Here is a 15,072-nt window from a genome sequence, read left to right on the forward strand (position 1 = left end):
TTCATAAATGAGGAGCTGTTTCAAAGGCTGGGCTAAAAAAGCCGCACTCCCTTTGAAACAGCTTTTTTTAAAAGCTTATATTACACATTAGGAGGAATTCTCAATGGCTGAAGTAACAGCAAAATTAGTAAAAGAATTACGCGACATGACCGGTGTCGGCATGATGGACGCAAAACGCGCCTTGGTTGAAGTGGAAGGCGATATCGAAAAAGCAGTCGACTTGCTCCGTGAAAAAGGGATGGCTAAGGCTGCCAAGAAAAACGACCGAATCGCTGCTGAAGGGTTGGCTGCGGTGGCAGTTAACGGCAATACTGCAGCTATCGTTGAAGTAAACTCTGAAACAGACTTTGTTTCTAAAAATGAAATGTTCCAAAACTTAGTCAAAGAATTGGCTGAATTAGTAGCAGCAAATAAACCAGCTGATATGGATGCAGCTATGAAAATGGTTAACGAAAAAGGCGAAACAGTTGAAGCAGCCTTGATTGAAGCAACCCAAGTTATCGGTGAAAAAATTAGCTTCCGTCGTTTTGAAGTTGTTGAAAAAGCAGACAACGCAGCCTTTGGTGGTTACTTGCATATGGGCGGTCGGATTGCTGTATTGACAGTTGTTGATGGCACTACTGACGAAACAGTTGCGAAAGATGTTGCGATGCACGTCGCAGCTATTAACCCTCGTTATGTTGATGAAAGCCAAATTCCAGAATCAGAATTGGAACACGAAAAAAATGTCTTGACTGAACAAGCCTTGAATGAAGGCAAACCTGCGAATATCGTTGAAAAAATGGTTGTTGGTCGTTTGAAGAAATTCAAAGCCGAAATCGCTTTGGTTGATCAACCATTCGTCAAAGATCCTGACATGACCGTTGAACAATACGTGACTTCAAAAGGCGGTTCTGTGAAATCATTCGTCCGTTTTGAAGTGGGCGAAGGTATCGAGAAAAAAGTTGATAACTTTGTAGAAGAAGTTATGAGCCAAGTGAAAAAATAAGACTATTCAATAATTGAATAGCTGGGAACGCATGAAAATGCGCTCCCTTTTTTTGCAAACGGGTGGCTCAGGGAAGTTTTTTCTCTGTTTGCCACGGCACAACTGGCATAACTTTTGGGATATGCTACAATAGCATTAGGACACGGAGGAATTTCATTATGGTGAAACCAAAATATCAACGAGTGGTATTAAAATTAAGTGGCGAAGCATTGGCAGGAGACGAAGGTTTCGGGATTAAACCACCGACCATTAAAGAAATCGTCAAAGAGATCAAAGAAGTTCATGATCTTGGCGTTGAAATGGCGATTGTTGTCGGTGGGGGCAATATCTGGCGGGGACAAATCGGCGCACAAATGGGTATGGAACGGGCGCAAGCTGACTACATGGGTATGTTAGCGACAGTGATGAACGCTTTGGCTTTGCAAGACACCTTGGAAAATGAAGGCGTGCCAACACGAGTCCAAACCTCAATTGAGATGCGTCAAATCGCTGAACCTTATATCCGTCGCCGGGCAGAACGCCATCTGGAAAAAGGTCGTATTGTGATTTTTGCTGGTGGCACCGGGAACCCTTATTTCTCTACCGATACCACGGCTGCTTTGCGGGCTGCTGAAATCAATGCAGACGTAATTTTGATGGCTAAAAATAACGTTGATGGTGTTTATTCAGCGGATCCAAAAATCGATCATGAAGCTGTCAAATTTGACACCTTGACTCATTTGGATGTCATCGCTAAAGGGTTACAAGTAATGGATTCCACCGCTAGCTCATTATCTATGGACAACGATATTCCGTTGGTGGTCTTCAATCTTAATGAAACAGGGAATATTCGCCGGGCGGTAATGGGCGAAAATATTGGAACGACAGTTAGGGGGAAATAACATGGCAGATGTAGTTATGCAAGAAGCAAAAGACAAAATGCAGAAAGCTGCTGAAGCACTGCAACGAGAACTCGGACAAATTCGTGCCGGTCGTGCGAATGCAAGTATCTTAGATCGTGTGATGGTTTCGTATTATGGCGTACCGACACCCATCAATCAAATGGCTTCAATCGGAATCCCGGAAGCTCGTTTGTTGGTGATTACACCATTTGACAAAACCATGATTAAAGAAATCGAAAAAGCTATTCAAACCAGTGATATCGGGATTACACCACAAACCGATGGGACTGTGATTCGCTTGGTGATTCCGCAATTAACCGAAGATCGCCGTAAAGAATTGGCTAAAGAAGTGAAAAAAGAAGCCGAAAATGCTAAAATCGCTATTCGTAATATTCGTCGAGATGCGCTGGATACGTATAAAAAGCAAGAAAAAGCTGGCGATATTACCGAAGATGACTTGCGCAACGCTGAAAAAGATGTCCAAACTTTGACGGATGATGCCATCAAACAATTGGATACCATCGCAGCAGAAAAAGAGCAAGAATTGTTGGAAGTTTAAACTTTTAATTGGAGTCTGTCCTGTATGGGGCAGGCTTTTTTTGATAGACTTGGCTTCACAAACTAGCTCAGCTACCGCACACAGTTGGACTAAATAAGAGCCGCTAAGTCCAACTAGCATCTTCTAATAGATAAAGAATTTAGCGACCTAGAATTGGGTTGACGGTAGCTAGACCGGAAAAAGCAAATACAAAGCAAACTGTTATAGAAGTAAGCTGTTGAAAGCACAGCCCTAGATTCAAAAAAACAGTTCCTGGTCTCCCTTAATTGTAGTGGACCAGGAACTGTTTTTACATTATTCTATTTTTTCAAGAAGTAGGTTGGTACATGTGATTTGATCTGGGATGGTTCCTTGTGAGTCCCTCACGCGCCAGATATCTGGTGTAATTTCATCAACTACATAGAGATTGCCAGCTTCATCAAAGCCAATTTCGATTTTTAAATCGATTAATTGTAAAGCCATTTTTGCTAAGTCTTCTTTTAGAACTTCACCGACTTTTTCCAAGATGTTCAGAGCTTCTTGGTATTGCCCGGGTTTTAAGATTCCTTTCATTTGGCAGAGGCGATCGGTGATTAGGGGATCTTCTTGCTCATCAGATTTTAGCGTCACTTCGGTGTATACGGGATCGAAAGCGATTTGTTCGGGAAGGTCAAAGCGGCGACACATACTGCCGGCGGTCTCATAGCGGAGGACAAATTCCAATGGGGGAACGGTTAATTGGCGAACTTTCATCAAGCCTTTTTCCAAATCAACTCCCAAGTAATGCGTTGGGATACCGTGTTTTGCCATCAGTTCAAAATAATACTGAGAAACTTTTAAACCGTTTTTCCCTTTACCATCAACGCTGCCTCCTACCGTGTTGGAACCAGGATCAAAGACGCCATCCGCACCAGTAGCGCTATCTTTAAACAATAACCAAACCTCATTGGTAGTTTCATCTAAAAACACTGTTTTTGTCTTACCGTCGTACAATTCTTTCATTTTAAGTCTCCTTTATTCGGAATTTAGGTGATTTTTCACGAATATAACATCAGTTATTGGTTGTGTCGATAGAAATAGCGTAAATTTCATAAAGACTACGGGAAAATGGGGGTATTTTATAGAGAAGTTGCGAATTTTTTACTTTTGGCAGTGGGGAGTCTGCTATAATCAAGAGATAAGAGTTAAACTTAGGCAAGAAAGGGTGAGGACAATGACTCATCTGCGAAAACCGACCTTGGCAGATGAAAAGCAAATCTTAGCTTTTCGCCAGGCTTTCGGTGAATCCGTGGAGACAATTCCGGGTACCTCCTACTTGATACAAGCTCAGTCGGTAGCAAGTTGGCTAGCAGAGCTGGAAAAGTTTTCAGATCCTAAACGCATTCCAGCTGGGTTTGTACGAGGATTACAGTTTCTGTATTTTAGTGAGGATAATCAATTGGTAGGGATGATCAATTTACGTACCAATTTGAATGACTATCTGGAAAATTATGGTGGACACATTGGTTACGGGATTCAGCCTAAGTTTCGTAGGCAAGGCTATGGTAGTCAGATGTTGAAAGAGACACTTGTGATAGCAAAAGAACAAGGTCTGAAGCAAGTATTGTTGACTTGCGATGATGACAATCAAGGGTCTGCTAAAGTTATTGAAGCAAATGGTGGCAAGTTAGCAGATAAGCGACTAAATAAAGAAAGTCAAAAAGTTATTCGACGGTATTGGATCAATTTGGAATAGAGGAGTCGGTAGTGATGATGACATATATGATCGACTTACCTAAAGGAACCATGGAAGAACAAGTACTCATGTATTTGACTAAATACGACAAACAGGATACGATGCCTCATCTCCTAAAAGTAGCAGAAGAGTCTGAAATGTTGGCTAAGGAATTTGGGATTGATCCGACTGTCGCTTACCAAGCGGGATTATTGCATGATATTTCTGTGGTCATCCCTAATAATCAACGAGTGAAATTTCACGAAGGTTTGGGACAGCCAATTCTCCCAGCAGAATACCAATTACCAATGCTTTTGCATCAACAACAGTCATGTCTTTTGGCGAAACGAGTTTTTCAGATTAAGGATGTACAAGTGTTATCAGCCATTGCTTGTCATACAACGCTAAAAAGTCAAGCTACCCCAATGGATTATTGCTTGTTTATCGCGGACAAAATCAAATGGGATCGACCGGCCCAACCACCTTACCTAAAACAAGTAATGGCGGCATTGGAGCAAGAGAGCTTAGCCAAAAGTTGCTACTGTTATCTAGAATGGCTATTCCAACATGATATTCAAGTCGTTCATCCTTGGGCCAAAGCAGCTTTAGAACAACTTAGAGTAATATCTCAAAACGAGGCATGATAGTCGCTTACTTTTTATGGAGGGATTTTTATGTCAACAGTCAAAAGGATTTCGGAAATTGAACAACGAATTCAGAGTTTTATGGATTATGGGGGAACATTGCCCGGAGCAAAGAGTTATTACCGTGTTGACTGGGATACCAACTATTTTGAAGTGGCTGGGAAAATGTTTGGCATGCTGAGCGTTCAGGGAAGCTTGTCAGCCATCATCACTTTAAAAAACTTGCCGGAGAAAAATGAAGAACTACGGGAAGTTTATCCGGGGACGGTGATTCCAGGGTATTATGCCAATAAAACCCATTGGAATTCGATCTATTTGCAGACGACCGCCTTCAGTGATGAGGGAATTTGTCAGCTGATTTTGGATTCCTATCAGCTAGTTGTGGCAAAGTTGACGAAAAAACACAGCAAGCATTACTTTCTAAAGGGTAGAGTATAAAAATAATCTAACTTCTGCTTTTTGGATGGAATTTTTCCAAAGCTTGTTGGGGTTTAATGGTATAATGTTTTTTGGTAAATCTTTGGAGAGATGAGGGATCCGTATGTGGCGCTTGTTTCCACAAAAAAACAAATATGTACAAGAAGAAGCCGAATTTCACTTTGATCCGGCGGGAACTATTCCCAAACATGTGGCTATCATCATGGATGGCAATGGTCGGTGGGCGCAAAACCGGCGACTACCCCGTATTGCAGGGCATCAAGAAGGCATGGAAACGGTGAAAACTGTTACCAAACATGCTTCAAAAATCGGTATCAAAGTCTTAACCCTCTATGCCTTTTCCACGGAAAATTGGAAACGACCCACCGAGGAAGTTAATTTTTTGATGCAATTGCCGGTGGATTTTTTTGATAAATTTGTACCAGAGTTGATCAAAGAAAATGTCAAAGTCCATGTGATGGGCTATACGGAGTTTCTACCGGCTCACACCCAAGATGCAGTAAAGCGTGCGATTGAACAGACAAAAAACAATACTGGCATGGTGTTGAATTTTGCCTTAAATTACGGCAGTCGTGCTGAACTCGTGACAGCCACCCAAGCAATCGTGAAAAAAGCCCAAGCAGAAGGGATTGCTGCTGAGACAATTGATGAATCCATGATTGCTGACCATTTAATGACGGGCTTTTTGCCAGTTGACTTGCGGGACCCAGAATTATTGATTCGCACCAGTGGCGAAGAACGGATTAGTAATTTCCTGCTATGGCAAATCGCATATAGTGAACTGTTTTTCACGGATGCGTTGTGGCCAGATTTCAATGGGGAGTTATTGGAAATGGCGGTGGCGTCTTTTCAAAATCGTAATCGTCGTTTTGGAGGTCTGAATCTTCCGGTAGCAGACGAGCATCAAGTAACTGAATAGTGTGAAGGTATCCTATGAGTAATAAAACTTAATCAATTGGAGGTAAAGAAATGAGACAACGGGTAATCACTGCCGTGGTGGCACTGATACTATTTATTCCCATTTTATACATCGGTGGGATTGCCGTGGAAGTGACGGCGGCTGTATTGGCTGTCGTAGGTGTTTATGAAATGTTCCGCATGAAAGGGTTAAACATCATCAGTTTTGAAGGAATTCTATCAGCACTAGGGGCAGTATTCTTGGTTTTACCAAAAGAACGTTGGTTTTTCTGGTTACCAGCTCAGACTGATAGCACCATGTTGTTTTATTTGATGGTGATGCTTTTGTTGGGAGCCTCGGTGGTTTCCAAAAATATGTATACAGTAGACGAAGCTGGTTTCCCAGTATTGGTCAGCTTATATGTTGGTGTGGGGTTCCGAGAGTTTGTCAACGCTCGGGGAGAAAGCTTGATCATGTTGCTTTTCGGTTTGTTTATCGTTTGGGCGACAGATATTGGGGCTTATATGATTGGCCGCAAGTTAGGAAAACGAAAACTTTGGCCAGAAATTTCCCCGAATAAAACCATTGAAGGGGCTCTTGGCGGGATTGTTTCGGCTGTAGTTGTAGCGGCAATTTATGTCTTAGCCTTTTCTGGTCAACAAGATTTTGGGCATGGCTTGCCTGTGTTGTTGATTTTGACAGTGATTTTCTCCATTGTCGGTCAGTTTGGTGATTTGGTAGAGTCTGCCATCAAGCGCTATTTTGGAGTAAAGGATTCCGGCAATATCTTACCTGGTCACGGGGGGATTTTGGACCGTTTTGACAGCATGCTTTTTGTTTTTCCAATCATGCATTTGCTAGGTGTCTTTTAGCCTAACTTTTTTGCGACCTGTTTCGATGACTGATCGAGATAGGTCTTTTTTATACAACCAGCTAGTTAAGTGAAGATTACGTTGCTATTTTGTGACATTCCCTTTACTTTTTTTACGACTAGTTCCGGTCTTATTACCAGTGTGTTAAAATAAAATGGAGTTTAGCTCCAAAGAAATCGAGAGTCTCGGCTTTAGGCTGGTGACTTTTGACGCTAACAAATGAAAGCGAGGAACAACGATGAAAGGTCTTTTGACATTTTTAATCGTCTTCAGTGTAGTGGTGATTTTCCATGAATTTGGCCACTTCTTTTTTGCACGCCGAGGGGGAATTTTAGTTCGGGAATTTTCAATCGGGATGGGACCGAAGATTTTTGGTCACCAAGGCAAAGATGGCACCGCCTATACGCTACGCCTGCTACCAATCGGTGGTTATGTCCGCATGGCAGGAGTGGGGGAAGACGAGACAGAGATTACCCGAGGGATGCCGGTGACATTGGTACTGAATGAGGAGGGGAAAGTAGTAAAAATCAATACCTCCAGTAAAGTGCAGCTCACCAACGGCATACCTGTCGTCACAGAGTCATTTGATTTAGAAAACGAATTGTACTATGCCGGTTACGTCAATAACGACGAAACCCAATTGATGCGCTATGAGGTTTTACATGATGCGACTATCATTGAACAAGATGGTACCGAAGTCCGTATTGCTCCGACTGATGTCCAGTTTCAATCGGCTAAACTCAGTCGGCGTATGATGACAAATTTTGCCGGTCCCATGAACAACTTCATTTTAGCAATCTTACTCTTTATCGTGATTGCCTTTATGCAAGGTGGGGTAGCAGTGACGGATACAAATGCTATCGGGGCAATTCAAGCCGATAGTCCAGCTGCGACGGCCGGCTTAAAAGAAGGGGATCAGATTCAAACCATTGATGGGAAAAAAATTTCCAGTTGGCAAGAATTGACGACCGCCATTTTGGCCAGCCCAGATCAACCTTTGACGCTTTCTGTGAAGCGGGGTACCGAAACCTTCGAAACCACAGTCACGCCTGAAACCACCACCGTTGAAGGACAAAAAACTGTTCGAATTGGTATCCAAGTGCCGATGGCAACCGGCTTTATGGCAAAAATCATCGGTGGCTTCAAACAAGCAATCGGCAACTCCCTGAATATTTTCCAAGCGTTAGGGGACTTAATTGTTCGACCGGATTTGGACAAATTAGGTGGACCGGTGGCGATTTTCCAAATGTCCTCGCAAGCCGCTCAACAAGGATTTGCGACGGTATTAGCATTTATTGCGATATTGTCGATGAATTTAGGAATCATCAATTTGTTTCCTTTTCCAGCCTTAGACGGTGGGAAACTCGTTTTGAATGTGATTGAAGGCGTACGAGGCAAACCGATGAGTGTTGAAAAAGAAGGGTTGCTGAACTTAATCGGCTTTGGTGCTTTGATGTTGTTGATGATCTTAGTCACTTGGAATGATATCCAACGCTTTTTCTTCCACTAATCGAGAAAAGTGAAAAAGAGAGGGTTCTCATGAGACAATCGAAAATGTTAATCCCCACGTTACGGGAGCTTCCCGGCGAAGTTGGTGTTTTGAGTTTTCAGATGCTATTACGGGGTGGTTTTATCCGGCAGGTAGCTTCTGGGGTGTATTGTTATTTACCCTTGGCTTGGCGCGTATTAGAAAAAATCAAGGGCATCGTTAGGGAAGAATTAGCTCACATTGATGCGCAAGAAATGGCGATGCCCCATTTATTGCCGGAAGATTTATGGGAAACCACCGGACGCTTGCAAGCTTATGGTCAAACCTTGTTTAAAGTGGTGGATCGCAATCAACGCAGTAACCTCTTGGCCGCCACCCATGAGGAAATATTTACAAAATTGATTGCTGATGAAGTAAATTCCTATAAGCGGCTACCCATTCGCTTATTTCAGATTCAGACAAAATTTCGTGATGAAAAACGGCCCCGCCATGGGTTAGTGAAAAGCCGCGAGTTTTTGATGCAAGATGCCTACTCTTTTCATAGTTCAAAGGAGAGTTTGGATCAGACCTACCTGCAATTTGAACAAGCTTATCGCCACATCTTTACTCGTTGTGGTTTGGCTTTTCGGACAGTTATTGCAGACAATGGTTTGATGGGAGGCAGTGAATCAAAAGAGTTTCTCGCTAAATCTGAAATTGGTGAAGATGTGATTTGTTATTCAACCGCAAGTGACTATGTTGCTAATCTGGAGATGGCTACTAGTCTTTATTCCAAAAAAATGGCGCAACAATCCTATGGGAAACTGACGGAAGTGGCAACTGCTGAGGTGGAAACTTTAGCGGATTTGCAAGAACAATTAGCAGTTACAGCTGATAAAATCATTCAAGCCAAGCTTTATTTAGCTGATGAGCAACCTGTGATGATTTTGGCTCGTGGCGATCAAGAAATCAACGAAGCCAAAGTCAAGCAAATGCTCTCAGTCTTTTACTTGCGAGAGGCTACTGCTGAAGAGACGCAGGAATTGCTGGGTGCAGCGAGTGGCTTTATCGGTCCAGTTGACTTGCCAGCACATATCCAGCTTTTGGCGGATTTGCAAGTTCAAGACATGGGCAATGCGATTACCGGTAGTAATAGAGCTGGCTACCACTATATGAATGTCAATCCTGGTCGAGACTTTCAGCCAAGTGCTTACCAAGATTTGCGTTATGTCAAAGAGGGGGAACCTTCTCCAGACGGTCAAGGTGTTTTACAATTTACGCGAGGAATTGAAGTCGGTCACATCTTTAAATTAGGTACTCGTTATAGTGATGTTTTGGATGCCACAGTTTTAGATGAGACGGGGCAGTACGTACCTGTCTGGGCGGGGAGTTATGGTATCGGTATCAGTCGCTTATTGGCTGCCGTGGTGGAGCAAAATGCCAACGAAGAAGGCATCAATTGGCCCCGTAACATTGCTCCTTTTGATTTGCACATCCTACAAATGAATATGTCTGATGACTTTCAAAATAAACTAACTGATGAACTAGAAGCACATCTTACCAGCCATGGCTACCAAGTCTTAGTCGATGATCGTAATGAACGGGCTGGAGTAAAATTTGTCGATGCAGATTTGATCGGCTGTCCATTGCGAATCACGGTGGGCAAAAAAGCGATGGAAAATATCGTGGAAGTCAAACTCAAGCGAACTGGGGCGATGTTAGAAATTCGTAAAGAAGAGTTGCTAGACACTATTCCTATTTTGCTCCAGTCTGCGGAAGAAACCTGATTTAAAAAAAGCCCAATAAACTTAGAAAACGGTAGTGTCACTGTTTTCTGAGTTTTTTTAGTTTGTCTTAAATCGACGACAATCCTTTTCATAAACGGATATGCAATCATGAGAAAAATCTCCAAGTGAACTTTAATGAAAAGCCCCCCAAAAAAAGGTATACTAGATAATGCTGAAACAAAACTGGGAGGACCGCTTTATGTCAGAAAAAATTCAAAAATTCAATGTCCTGCTAGAACAGATGCAACTAGCACCAGATGTGGTCAACCAGCTTACACAGCTGGGGGGGAGGATTGAAGGTGTGATCGTTCACCGACAGTCCCGCATTTGGGAATTTACTTTAGGGTTTACAGAGATCTTGCCAGTAAGCCTCTATCAACTGCTAAATCATCATCTATTGATGGCTTTTCGGGAGATTGCTACTACCCGGTTGAATGTTCAAACAGATGCCCCGCAACTCAATGAAGCCCTCTTACAGGACTATTGGCCGCTGGTCTTGTCAGATGAGCATTGCAATACCAAAGTTGTCAATCAAACAATTAAGAATCAACTGCCTCTTTTGGAGGACAAAAAAGTTGTCATCTCCGTCAATAATCAAGCAATCATCCCGCATTTGGTGGATAATTATTTTCCTTGGATTGAAGACTGCTATCAAAAATTGGGTTTTCCGAAGTTTCGCTTGGAAGCGCGCTACGATGAAGAGCAAGCCGAAGCTGCGGTTAAGGAGCTTGAAGCTAAAAAAGCCGAGCAAGCCGAAGTCATGATGCAACAGGCGATGGAAAATCTGGCAGCCCATGAACAACAGAAAAAAGAGAAAAAAAATACGCCAGCACCGCTTCAAGGACCATTACAACTGGGGCGTAACATCCCCGCTGATGAACCGATTACCCCAATGATCAACATCATTGAAGAAGAACGACGGTTGACGATTGAAGGTTATGTTTTTGATGTGGAAGTGCGAGAATTGCGTACTAAGCGGAAGATTTTAACCTTAAAAATTACGGACTATACGTCGTCTTTCATCGTCAAGAAATTTTCCAATGGTGAAAAAGATGAACAAATCTTTGATAATATCAAAAAGGGCAGTTGGATGAAAGTTCGTGGAAGTATTCAAGAAGATACTTTCCAACGAGATCTAGTGATGTTTGCCCAAGACTTGGTGGAAGTCAAACACGAACCCCGCAAAGACTATGCACCAGAAGGAGAAAAACGCGTCGAACTTCATCTGCACTCCAATATGAGTACCATGGATGCCACCAACAGTATTGGGGATTTTGTCGCCCAAGCAGCTAAATGGGGGCATAAAGCCATTGCCATCACCGATCATGGTGGGGCGCAAGGGTTTCCGGATGCCCATAGTGCTGGTAAGAAAAACGGCGTCAAAATTTTATACGGTGTGGAAGCTTACGTGGTAGATGACGGTGTGCCGGTAGCTTACAATCCAGCAGACATCCCGCTAACCGATGCTACCTATGTTGTCTTTGACGTGGAAACCACTGGACTCTCGGCGGTGTACGATACGATTATCGAGCTGGCAGGAGTCAAGATGCACAAAGGAAATGTGATCGATACTTTTGATGAATTTATTGATCCGGGACATCCTTTATCGGCTACTATCGTCAATTTGACGGGGATTACCGACGAAATGCTCCATGGGTCCAAGTCCGAAGCAAGTGTCATGGCGGCCTTCAAAGAGTTTACTGAAGGAACTATTTTAGTCGCCCATAATGCGTCATTTGATATGGGGTTTATCAACCATACTTATAAACGTTTAGGCATGCCAGAAGCTGAAAATCCTGTCATCGATACCTTGGAGTTGGCTCGTTTTCTTCATCCAGAATTGAAGCGGCTCAATTTAGGAACATTGACGAAAAAATTTGGTGTTAGTTTGGAAAATGCTCACCGTGCGATTTTCGATGCGGAAGCCACTGGTCATCTGGCATGGATTTTTGTCAAAGAAGCGATGGAAAAGCACGAGATGTTGCTTCACCAAGATTTGAACCGGGAAATGGCAGGGGATAATGCTTATAAAGCGGCACGACCATTTCACGCGACGATTTTGACTCAGACCCAAACTGGTTTAAAAAATCTTTTTAAATTGATTTCTTTGGGTAACGTGAAGTATTTCTATGGTGGAGTTCCACGGATTCCCCGCTCAGAGCTGGTGAAATTGCGAGAAGGCCTATTGGTAGGTACAGCTTGTGACAAAGGGGAAGTCTTCATGACCTTGATGCAAAAGGGCTATGAAGAAGCTAAAAAATTAGCTGAGTTTTATGATTATATTGAAGTCATGCCTAAAGCCGTGTATGAGCCGTTAATTTTGATGGAAAATATCAAAAGTGAGTCAGACTTAGAAGAAATTATTCGCAACCTCGTCCGGATTGGTGAGGAACTAGGAAAACCGGTTTGTGCCACGGGTAATGCCCATTATATGGAACAAGAGGACGGTATTTACCGGGAAATCTTGATTAAGTCTCAAAGCGGGAATCCTTTGAGTCGGCAACCGTTACCTGATGTTCATTTTCGGACGACGGATGAAATGTTGACGGCTTTCCAATTTTTAGGAGAAGCCAAAGCCAAAGAAATCGTCGTAGAAAATCCTAATAAAATTGCTGACTGGTGTGAAACCATCATCCCTGTCAAAGATGAATTATATACGCCAAAAATTCCTGGTTCTGAACAAGAAATCACGGACTTGTCGTATAATCGGGCCAAAGAACTTTACGGGGATCCGTTGCCGGAGATTGTCGAAAAACGTCTCGAACGGGAACTGAACTCTATCATCGGCAATGGTTTCTCGGTGATTTACCTGATTGCCCAAAAATTGGTGCACAAAAGTAATGAAGATGGTTATTTGGTTGGTTCCCGGGGGTCTGTGGGTTCGAGTTTTGTCGCAACCATGACCGGGATTACCGAGGTGAATCCATTAGCGCCACATTATCATTGTCCTAATTGTCAGTACTCTGAGTTTTATGAAGATGGTTCTTATGGTTCGGGTTTTGATATGCCGGAAAAAGCCTGCCCTAAATGTGGTAGTCGCTTGACTAAAGATGGCCATGACATCCCATTTGAAACCTTTCTTGGCTTCCATGGGGATAAAGTTCCCGATATTGACTTGAACTTTTCTGGGGAGTACCAACCTCAAGCCCATAATTATACGAAAGTGTTGTTCGGGGAGGACTATGTTTACCGCGCTGGAACAATCGGTACGGTTGCTGATAAGACTGCCTATGGTTATGTCAAAGGTTATGAACGGGACAACAATCTCCGACTTCGTGGGGCGGAAATTGATCGTTTGGCCGCCGGTGCTACAGGGGTGAAACGAACTACCGGTCAGCATCCGGGGGGGATTATCGTTATTCCTGATTATATGGATGTTTATGACTTTACCCCAATCCAATATCCGGCCGATGATTTAAATGCCGAGTGGCGCACAACCCACTTTGATTTCCACTCCATCCATGACAATATCTTAAAACTCGATATCTTGGGACATGATGATCCCACCGTTATTCGGATGTTACAAGATTTGTCGGGGATTGATCCAAAAACGATTCCTACTGATGATCCAGAAGTGATGCGAATTTTTGAGTCTCCAGAAGTGCTAGGGGTGACTCCTGATCAAATTGGTTCAGAGACAGGTACCTTAGGGATTCCAGAATTTGGGACACGGTTTGTACGAGGAATGTTGGAAGAAACCCATCCTTCGACTTTTGCCGAACTGTTGCAAATTTCCGGTTTGTCTCACGGAACCGACGTGTGGTTAGGCAATGCGGAAGAACTGATCAAACAAGGCAAAGCCACTTTGGCGGAAGTGATTGGTTGTCGGGATGACATCATGGTTTACTTGATGCATGCCGGGCTTGATCCAGGTACGTCATTTACCATCATGGAAACCGTACGGAAAGGCCAATGGAGTAAAATTGATGATGAAAAGCGTAACAAGTTTCTTGCAGCCATGAAAGAAAACAGTGTGCCGGATTGGTATATTGATTCTTGTTCGAAAATCAAGTACATGTTTCCGAAAGCCCATGCTGCGGCTTACGTGTTGATGGCCTTACGAGTTGCGTATTTCAAAGTTTATCATCCAATTTTGTACTATTGTGCTTACTTCTCTGTGCGGGCCAACGATTTTGATTTGGTTGCTATGAGTCGCGGCAAACAAGCCGTCAAAGATTTGATGCAAGAGATCAACGAAAAGGGCATGGATGCTTCAACCAAAGAGAAAAACCTCTTGACCGTTTTGGAACTAGCGAATGAAATGCTAGAACGTGGTTTTGAATTTGGTATGATTGATTTGTACAAATCCGATGCCATCAATTTTGTCATCGATGGCAACAAGTTGATTGCGCCATTTCGAGCCGTTCCAAGTTTGGGGGATAACGTGGCCAAACAAATCGTGGAAGCTCGCAAAGACGGTCCCTTCCTGTCCAAAGAAGACTTAGCCAAGCGAGGGAAAGTCTCCCAAACATTGATTGATTATATGAATGAAAATGGTGTCCTCAAAGGATTACCTGATGAAAATCAACTGTCGCTATTTGATATGTTTTAAGCTTTCAATTCTTAGCAAAAACTAGAATGACAAGAATAAGCAAGGTCTTCTGTAAAAAACGGAAACCTTGCTTTTTTCTCTGTAGACATGATGACAGGATGGCTGCGGTTATTTCTTAACGGAGTCTCTTTAAAACTTTTGAGTGCTAGCTTGTGATAGGTATTGTGCGAAGAGGTTAAGGCCTAATTATCCGTATTGATATCAAGAATTTCCAAAATCTTTTTCTGAAAGTTCACAGAGATTACCAATTCATGCTATACTAGGCTAGTTAAAAAGACTTAGGAGACAGCCA

The 15,072-nt window shown here is 42.9% G+C and carries 12 protein-coding genes; 11 read left to right on the forward strand and 1 reads right to left on the reverse strand.

From position 1 onward, the window contains the following. Positions 1–103 precede the first annotated feature (103 nt). The 3 genes from tsf (at position 104) to frr (ending at position 2,428) form a co-directional block, all read left to right on the forward strand. Positions 104–988, forward strand: coding sequence for a translation elongation factor Ts (gene tsf, locus ACO03U_RS04980; RefSeq protein WP_161869079.1), 885 nt, complete (start codon positions 104–106; stop codon positions 986–988). A gap of 158 nt (positions 989–1,146) precedes the next feature. Next, positions 1,147–1,869 (forward strand): UMP kinase, encoded by a 723-nt coding sequence (gene pyrH, locus ACO03U_RS04985; protein WP_161869078.1) that lies wholly within the window; start codon positions 1,147–1,149, stop codon positions 1,867–1,869. 1 nt (position 1,870) lies between these two features. Then, a complete protein-coding gene (gene frr / locus ACO03U_RS04990; RefSeq protein ID WP_204686581.1) occupies positions 1,871–2,428 on the forward strand; it encodes a ribosome recycling factor in 558 nt (185 codons plus the stop codon). A gap of 294 nt (positions 2,429–2,722) precedes the next feature. Here the strand turns inward: frr and ACO03U_RS04995 are convergent, their stop codons facing one another. Beyond that, positions 2,723–3,409, reverse strand: a complete 687-nt coding sequence (locus ACO03U_RS04995; protein WP_204686583.1) for a phosphoribosylaminoimidazolesuccinocarboxamide synthase — start codon at positions 3,407–3,409, stop codon at positions 2,723–2,725. A 211-nt stretch (positions 3,410–3,620) separates the two neighbouring features. Between ACO03U_RS04995 and ACO03U_RS05000 the strand changes: the two genes are divergently transcribed. The 8 genes from ACO03U_RS05000 to ACO03U_RS05035 all read left to right on the forward strand — a co-directional run bounded on the left by ACO03U_RS05000 (position 3,621) and on the right by ACO03U_RS05035 (position 14,780). After that, entirely contained in the window at positions 3,621–4,142 is a 522-nt protein-coding gene (locus tag ACO03U_RS05000; protein WP_204686585.1) for a GNAT family N-acetyltransferase, read from the forward strand. Positions 4,143–4,156: 14 nt separating this feature from the next. Next, positions 4,157–4,765 (forward strand): bis(5'-nucleosyl)-tetraphosphatase (symmetrical) YqeK, encoded by a 609-nt coding sequence (yqeK, locus tag ACO03U_RS05005; protein ID WP_204686587.1) that lies wholly within the window; start codon positions 4,157–4,159, stop codon positions 4,763–4,765. 30 nt (positions 4,766–4,795) lie between these two features. Further along, positions 4,796–5,203 carry an MmcQ/YjbR family DNA-binding protein gene (locus ACO03U_RS05010; protein ID WP_204686589.1) on the forward strand — a complete coding sequence of 136 codons (408 nt, stop codon included), beginning with the start codon at positions 4,796–4,798 and terminating at the stop codon, positions 5,201–5,203. 103 nt (positions 5,204–5,306) lie between these two features. Continuing rightward, a complete protein-coding gene (locus ACO03U_RS05015; RefSeq protein WP_204686591.1) occupies positions 5,307–6,122 on the forward strand; it encodes an isoprenyl transferase in 816 nt (271 codons plus the stop codon). A 50-nt stretch (positions 6,123–6,172) separates the two neighbouring features. Further along, positions 6,173–6,973, forward strand: coding sequence for a phosphatidate cytidylyltransferase (locus ACO03U_RS05020; RefSeq protein WP_204686593.1), 801 nt, complete (start codon positions 6,173–6,175; stop codon positions 6,971–6,973). A gap of 238 nt (positions 6,974–7,211) precedes the next feature. After that, positions 7,212–8,483, forward strand: a complete 1,272-nt coding sequence (gene rseP / locus ACO03U_RS05025) for an RIP metalloprotease RseP (protein ID WP_204686595.1) — start codon at positions 7,212–7,214, stop codon at positions 8,481–8,483. 29 nt (positions 8,484–8,512) lie between these two features. After that, a complete protein-coding gene (locus ACO03U_RS05030) occupies positions 8,513–10,228 on the forward strand; it encodes a proline--tRNA ligase (protein WP_204686597.1) in 1,716 nt (571 codons plus the stop codon). A gap of 199 nt (positions 10,229–10,427) precedes the next feature. Further along, on the forward strand, positions 10,428–14,780 hold the full coding sequence (locus tag ACO03U_RS05035; protein ID WP_204686599.1) for a PolC-type DNA polymerase III: 4,353 nt from the start codon (positions 10,428–10,430) through the stop codon (positions 14,778–14,780). The last annotated feature ends 292 nt before the right edge of the window (positions 14,781–15,072 follow it).

It is taken from the genome of Enterococcus diestrammenae (genome assembly GCF_049384045.1).
Taxonomy (GTDB): Bacteria; Bacillota; Bacilli; order Lactobacillales; family Enterococcaceae; genus Enterococcus_C; species Enterococcus_C diestrammenae.

Excerpts from the sequence above, each read along its gene's own strand:
- tsf (WP_161869079.1), top strand. The coding sequence starts at position 104 with ATGGCTGAAGTAACAGCAAAATTAGTAAAAGAATTACGCGACATGACC.
- pyrH (WP_161869078.1), top strand. The coding sequence starts at position 1,147 with ATGGTGAAACCAAAATATCAACGAGTGGTATTAAAATTAAGTGGCGAA.
- frr (WP_204686581.1), top strand. The coding sequence starts at position 1,871 with ATGGCAGATGTAGTTATGCAAGAAGCAAAAGACAAAATGCAGAAAGCT.
- ACO03U_RS04995 (WP_204686583.1), bottom strand. The coding sequence starts at position 3,409 with ATGAAAGAATTGTACGACGGTAAGACAAAAACAGTGTTTTTAGATGAA.
- ACO03U_RS05000 (WP_204686585.1), top strand. The coding sequence starts at position 3,621 with ATGACTCATCTGCGAAAACCGACCTTGGCAGATGAAAAGCAAATCTTA.
- yqeK (WP_204686587.1), top strand. The coding sequence starts at position 4,157 with ATGATGACATATATGATCGACTTACCTAAAGGAACCATGGAAGAACAA.
- ACO03U_RS05010 (WP_204686589.1), top strand. The coding sequence starts at position 4,796 with ATGTCAACAGTCAAAAGGATTTCGGAAATTGAACAACGAATTCAGAGT.
- ACO03U_RS05015 (WP_204686591.1), top strand. The coding sequence starts at position 5,307 with ATGTGGCGCTTGTTTCCACAAAAAAACAAATATGTACAAGAAGAAGCC.
- ACO03U_RS05020 (WP_204686593.1), top strand. The coding sequence starts at position 6,173 with ATGAGACAACGGGTAATCACTGCCGTGGTGGCACTGATACTATTTATT.
- rseP (WP_204686595.1), top strand. The coding sequence starts at position 7,212 with ATGAAAGGTCTTTTGACATTTTTAATCGTCTTCAGTGTAGTGGTGATT.
- ACO03U_RS05030 (WP_204686597.1), top strand. The coding sequence starts at position 8,513 with ATGAGACAATCGAAAATGTTAATCCCCACGTTACGGGAGCTTCCCGGC.
- ACO03U_RS05035 (WP_204686599.1), top strand. The coding sequence starts at position 10,428 with ATGTCAGAAAAAATTCAAAAATTCAATGTCCTGCTAGAACAGATGCAA.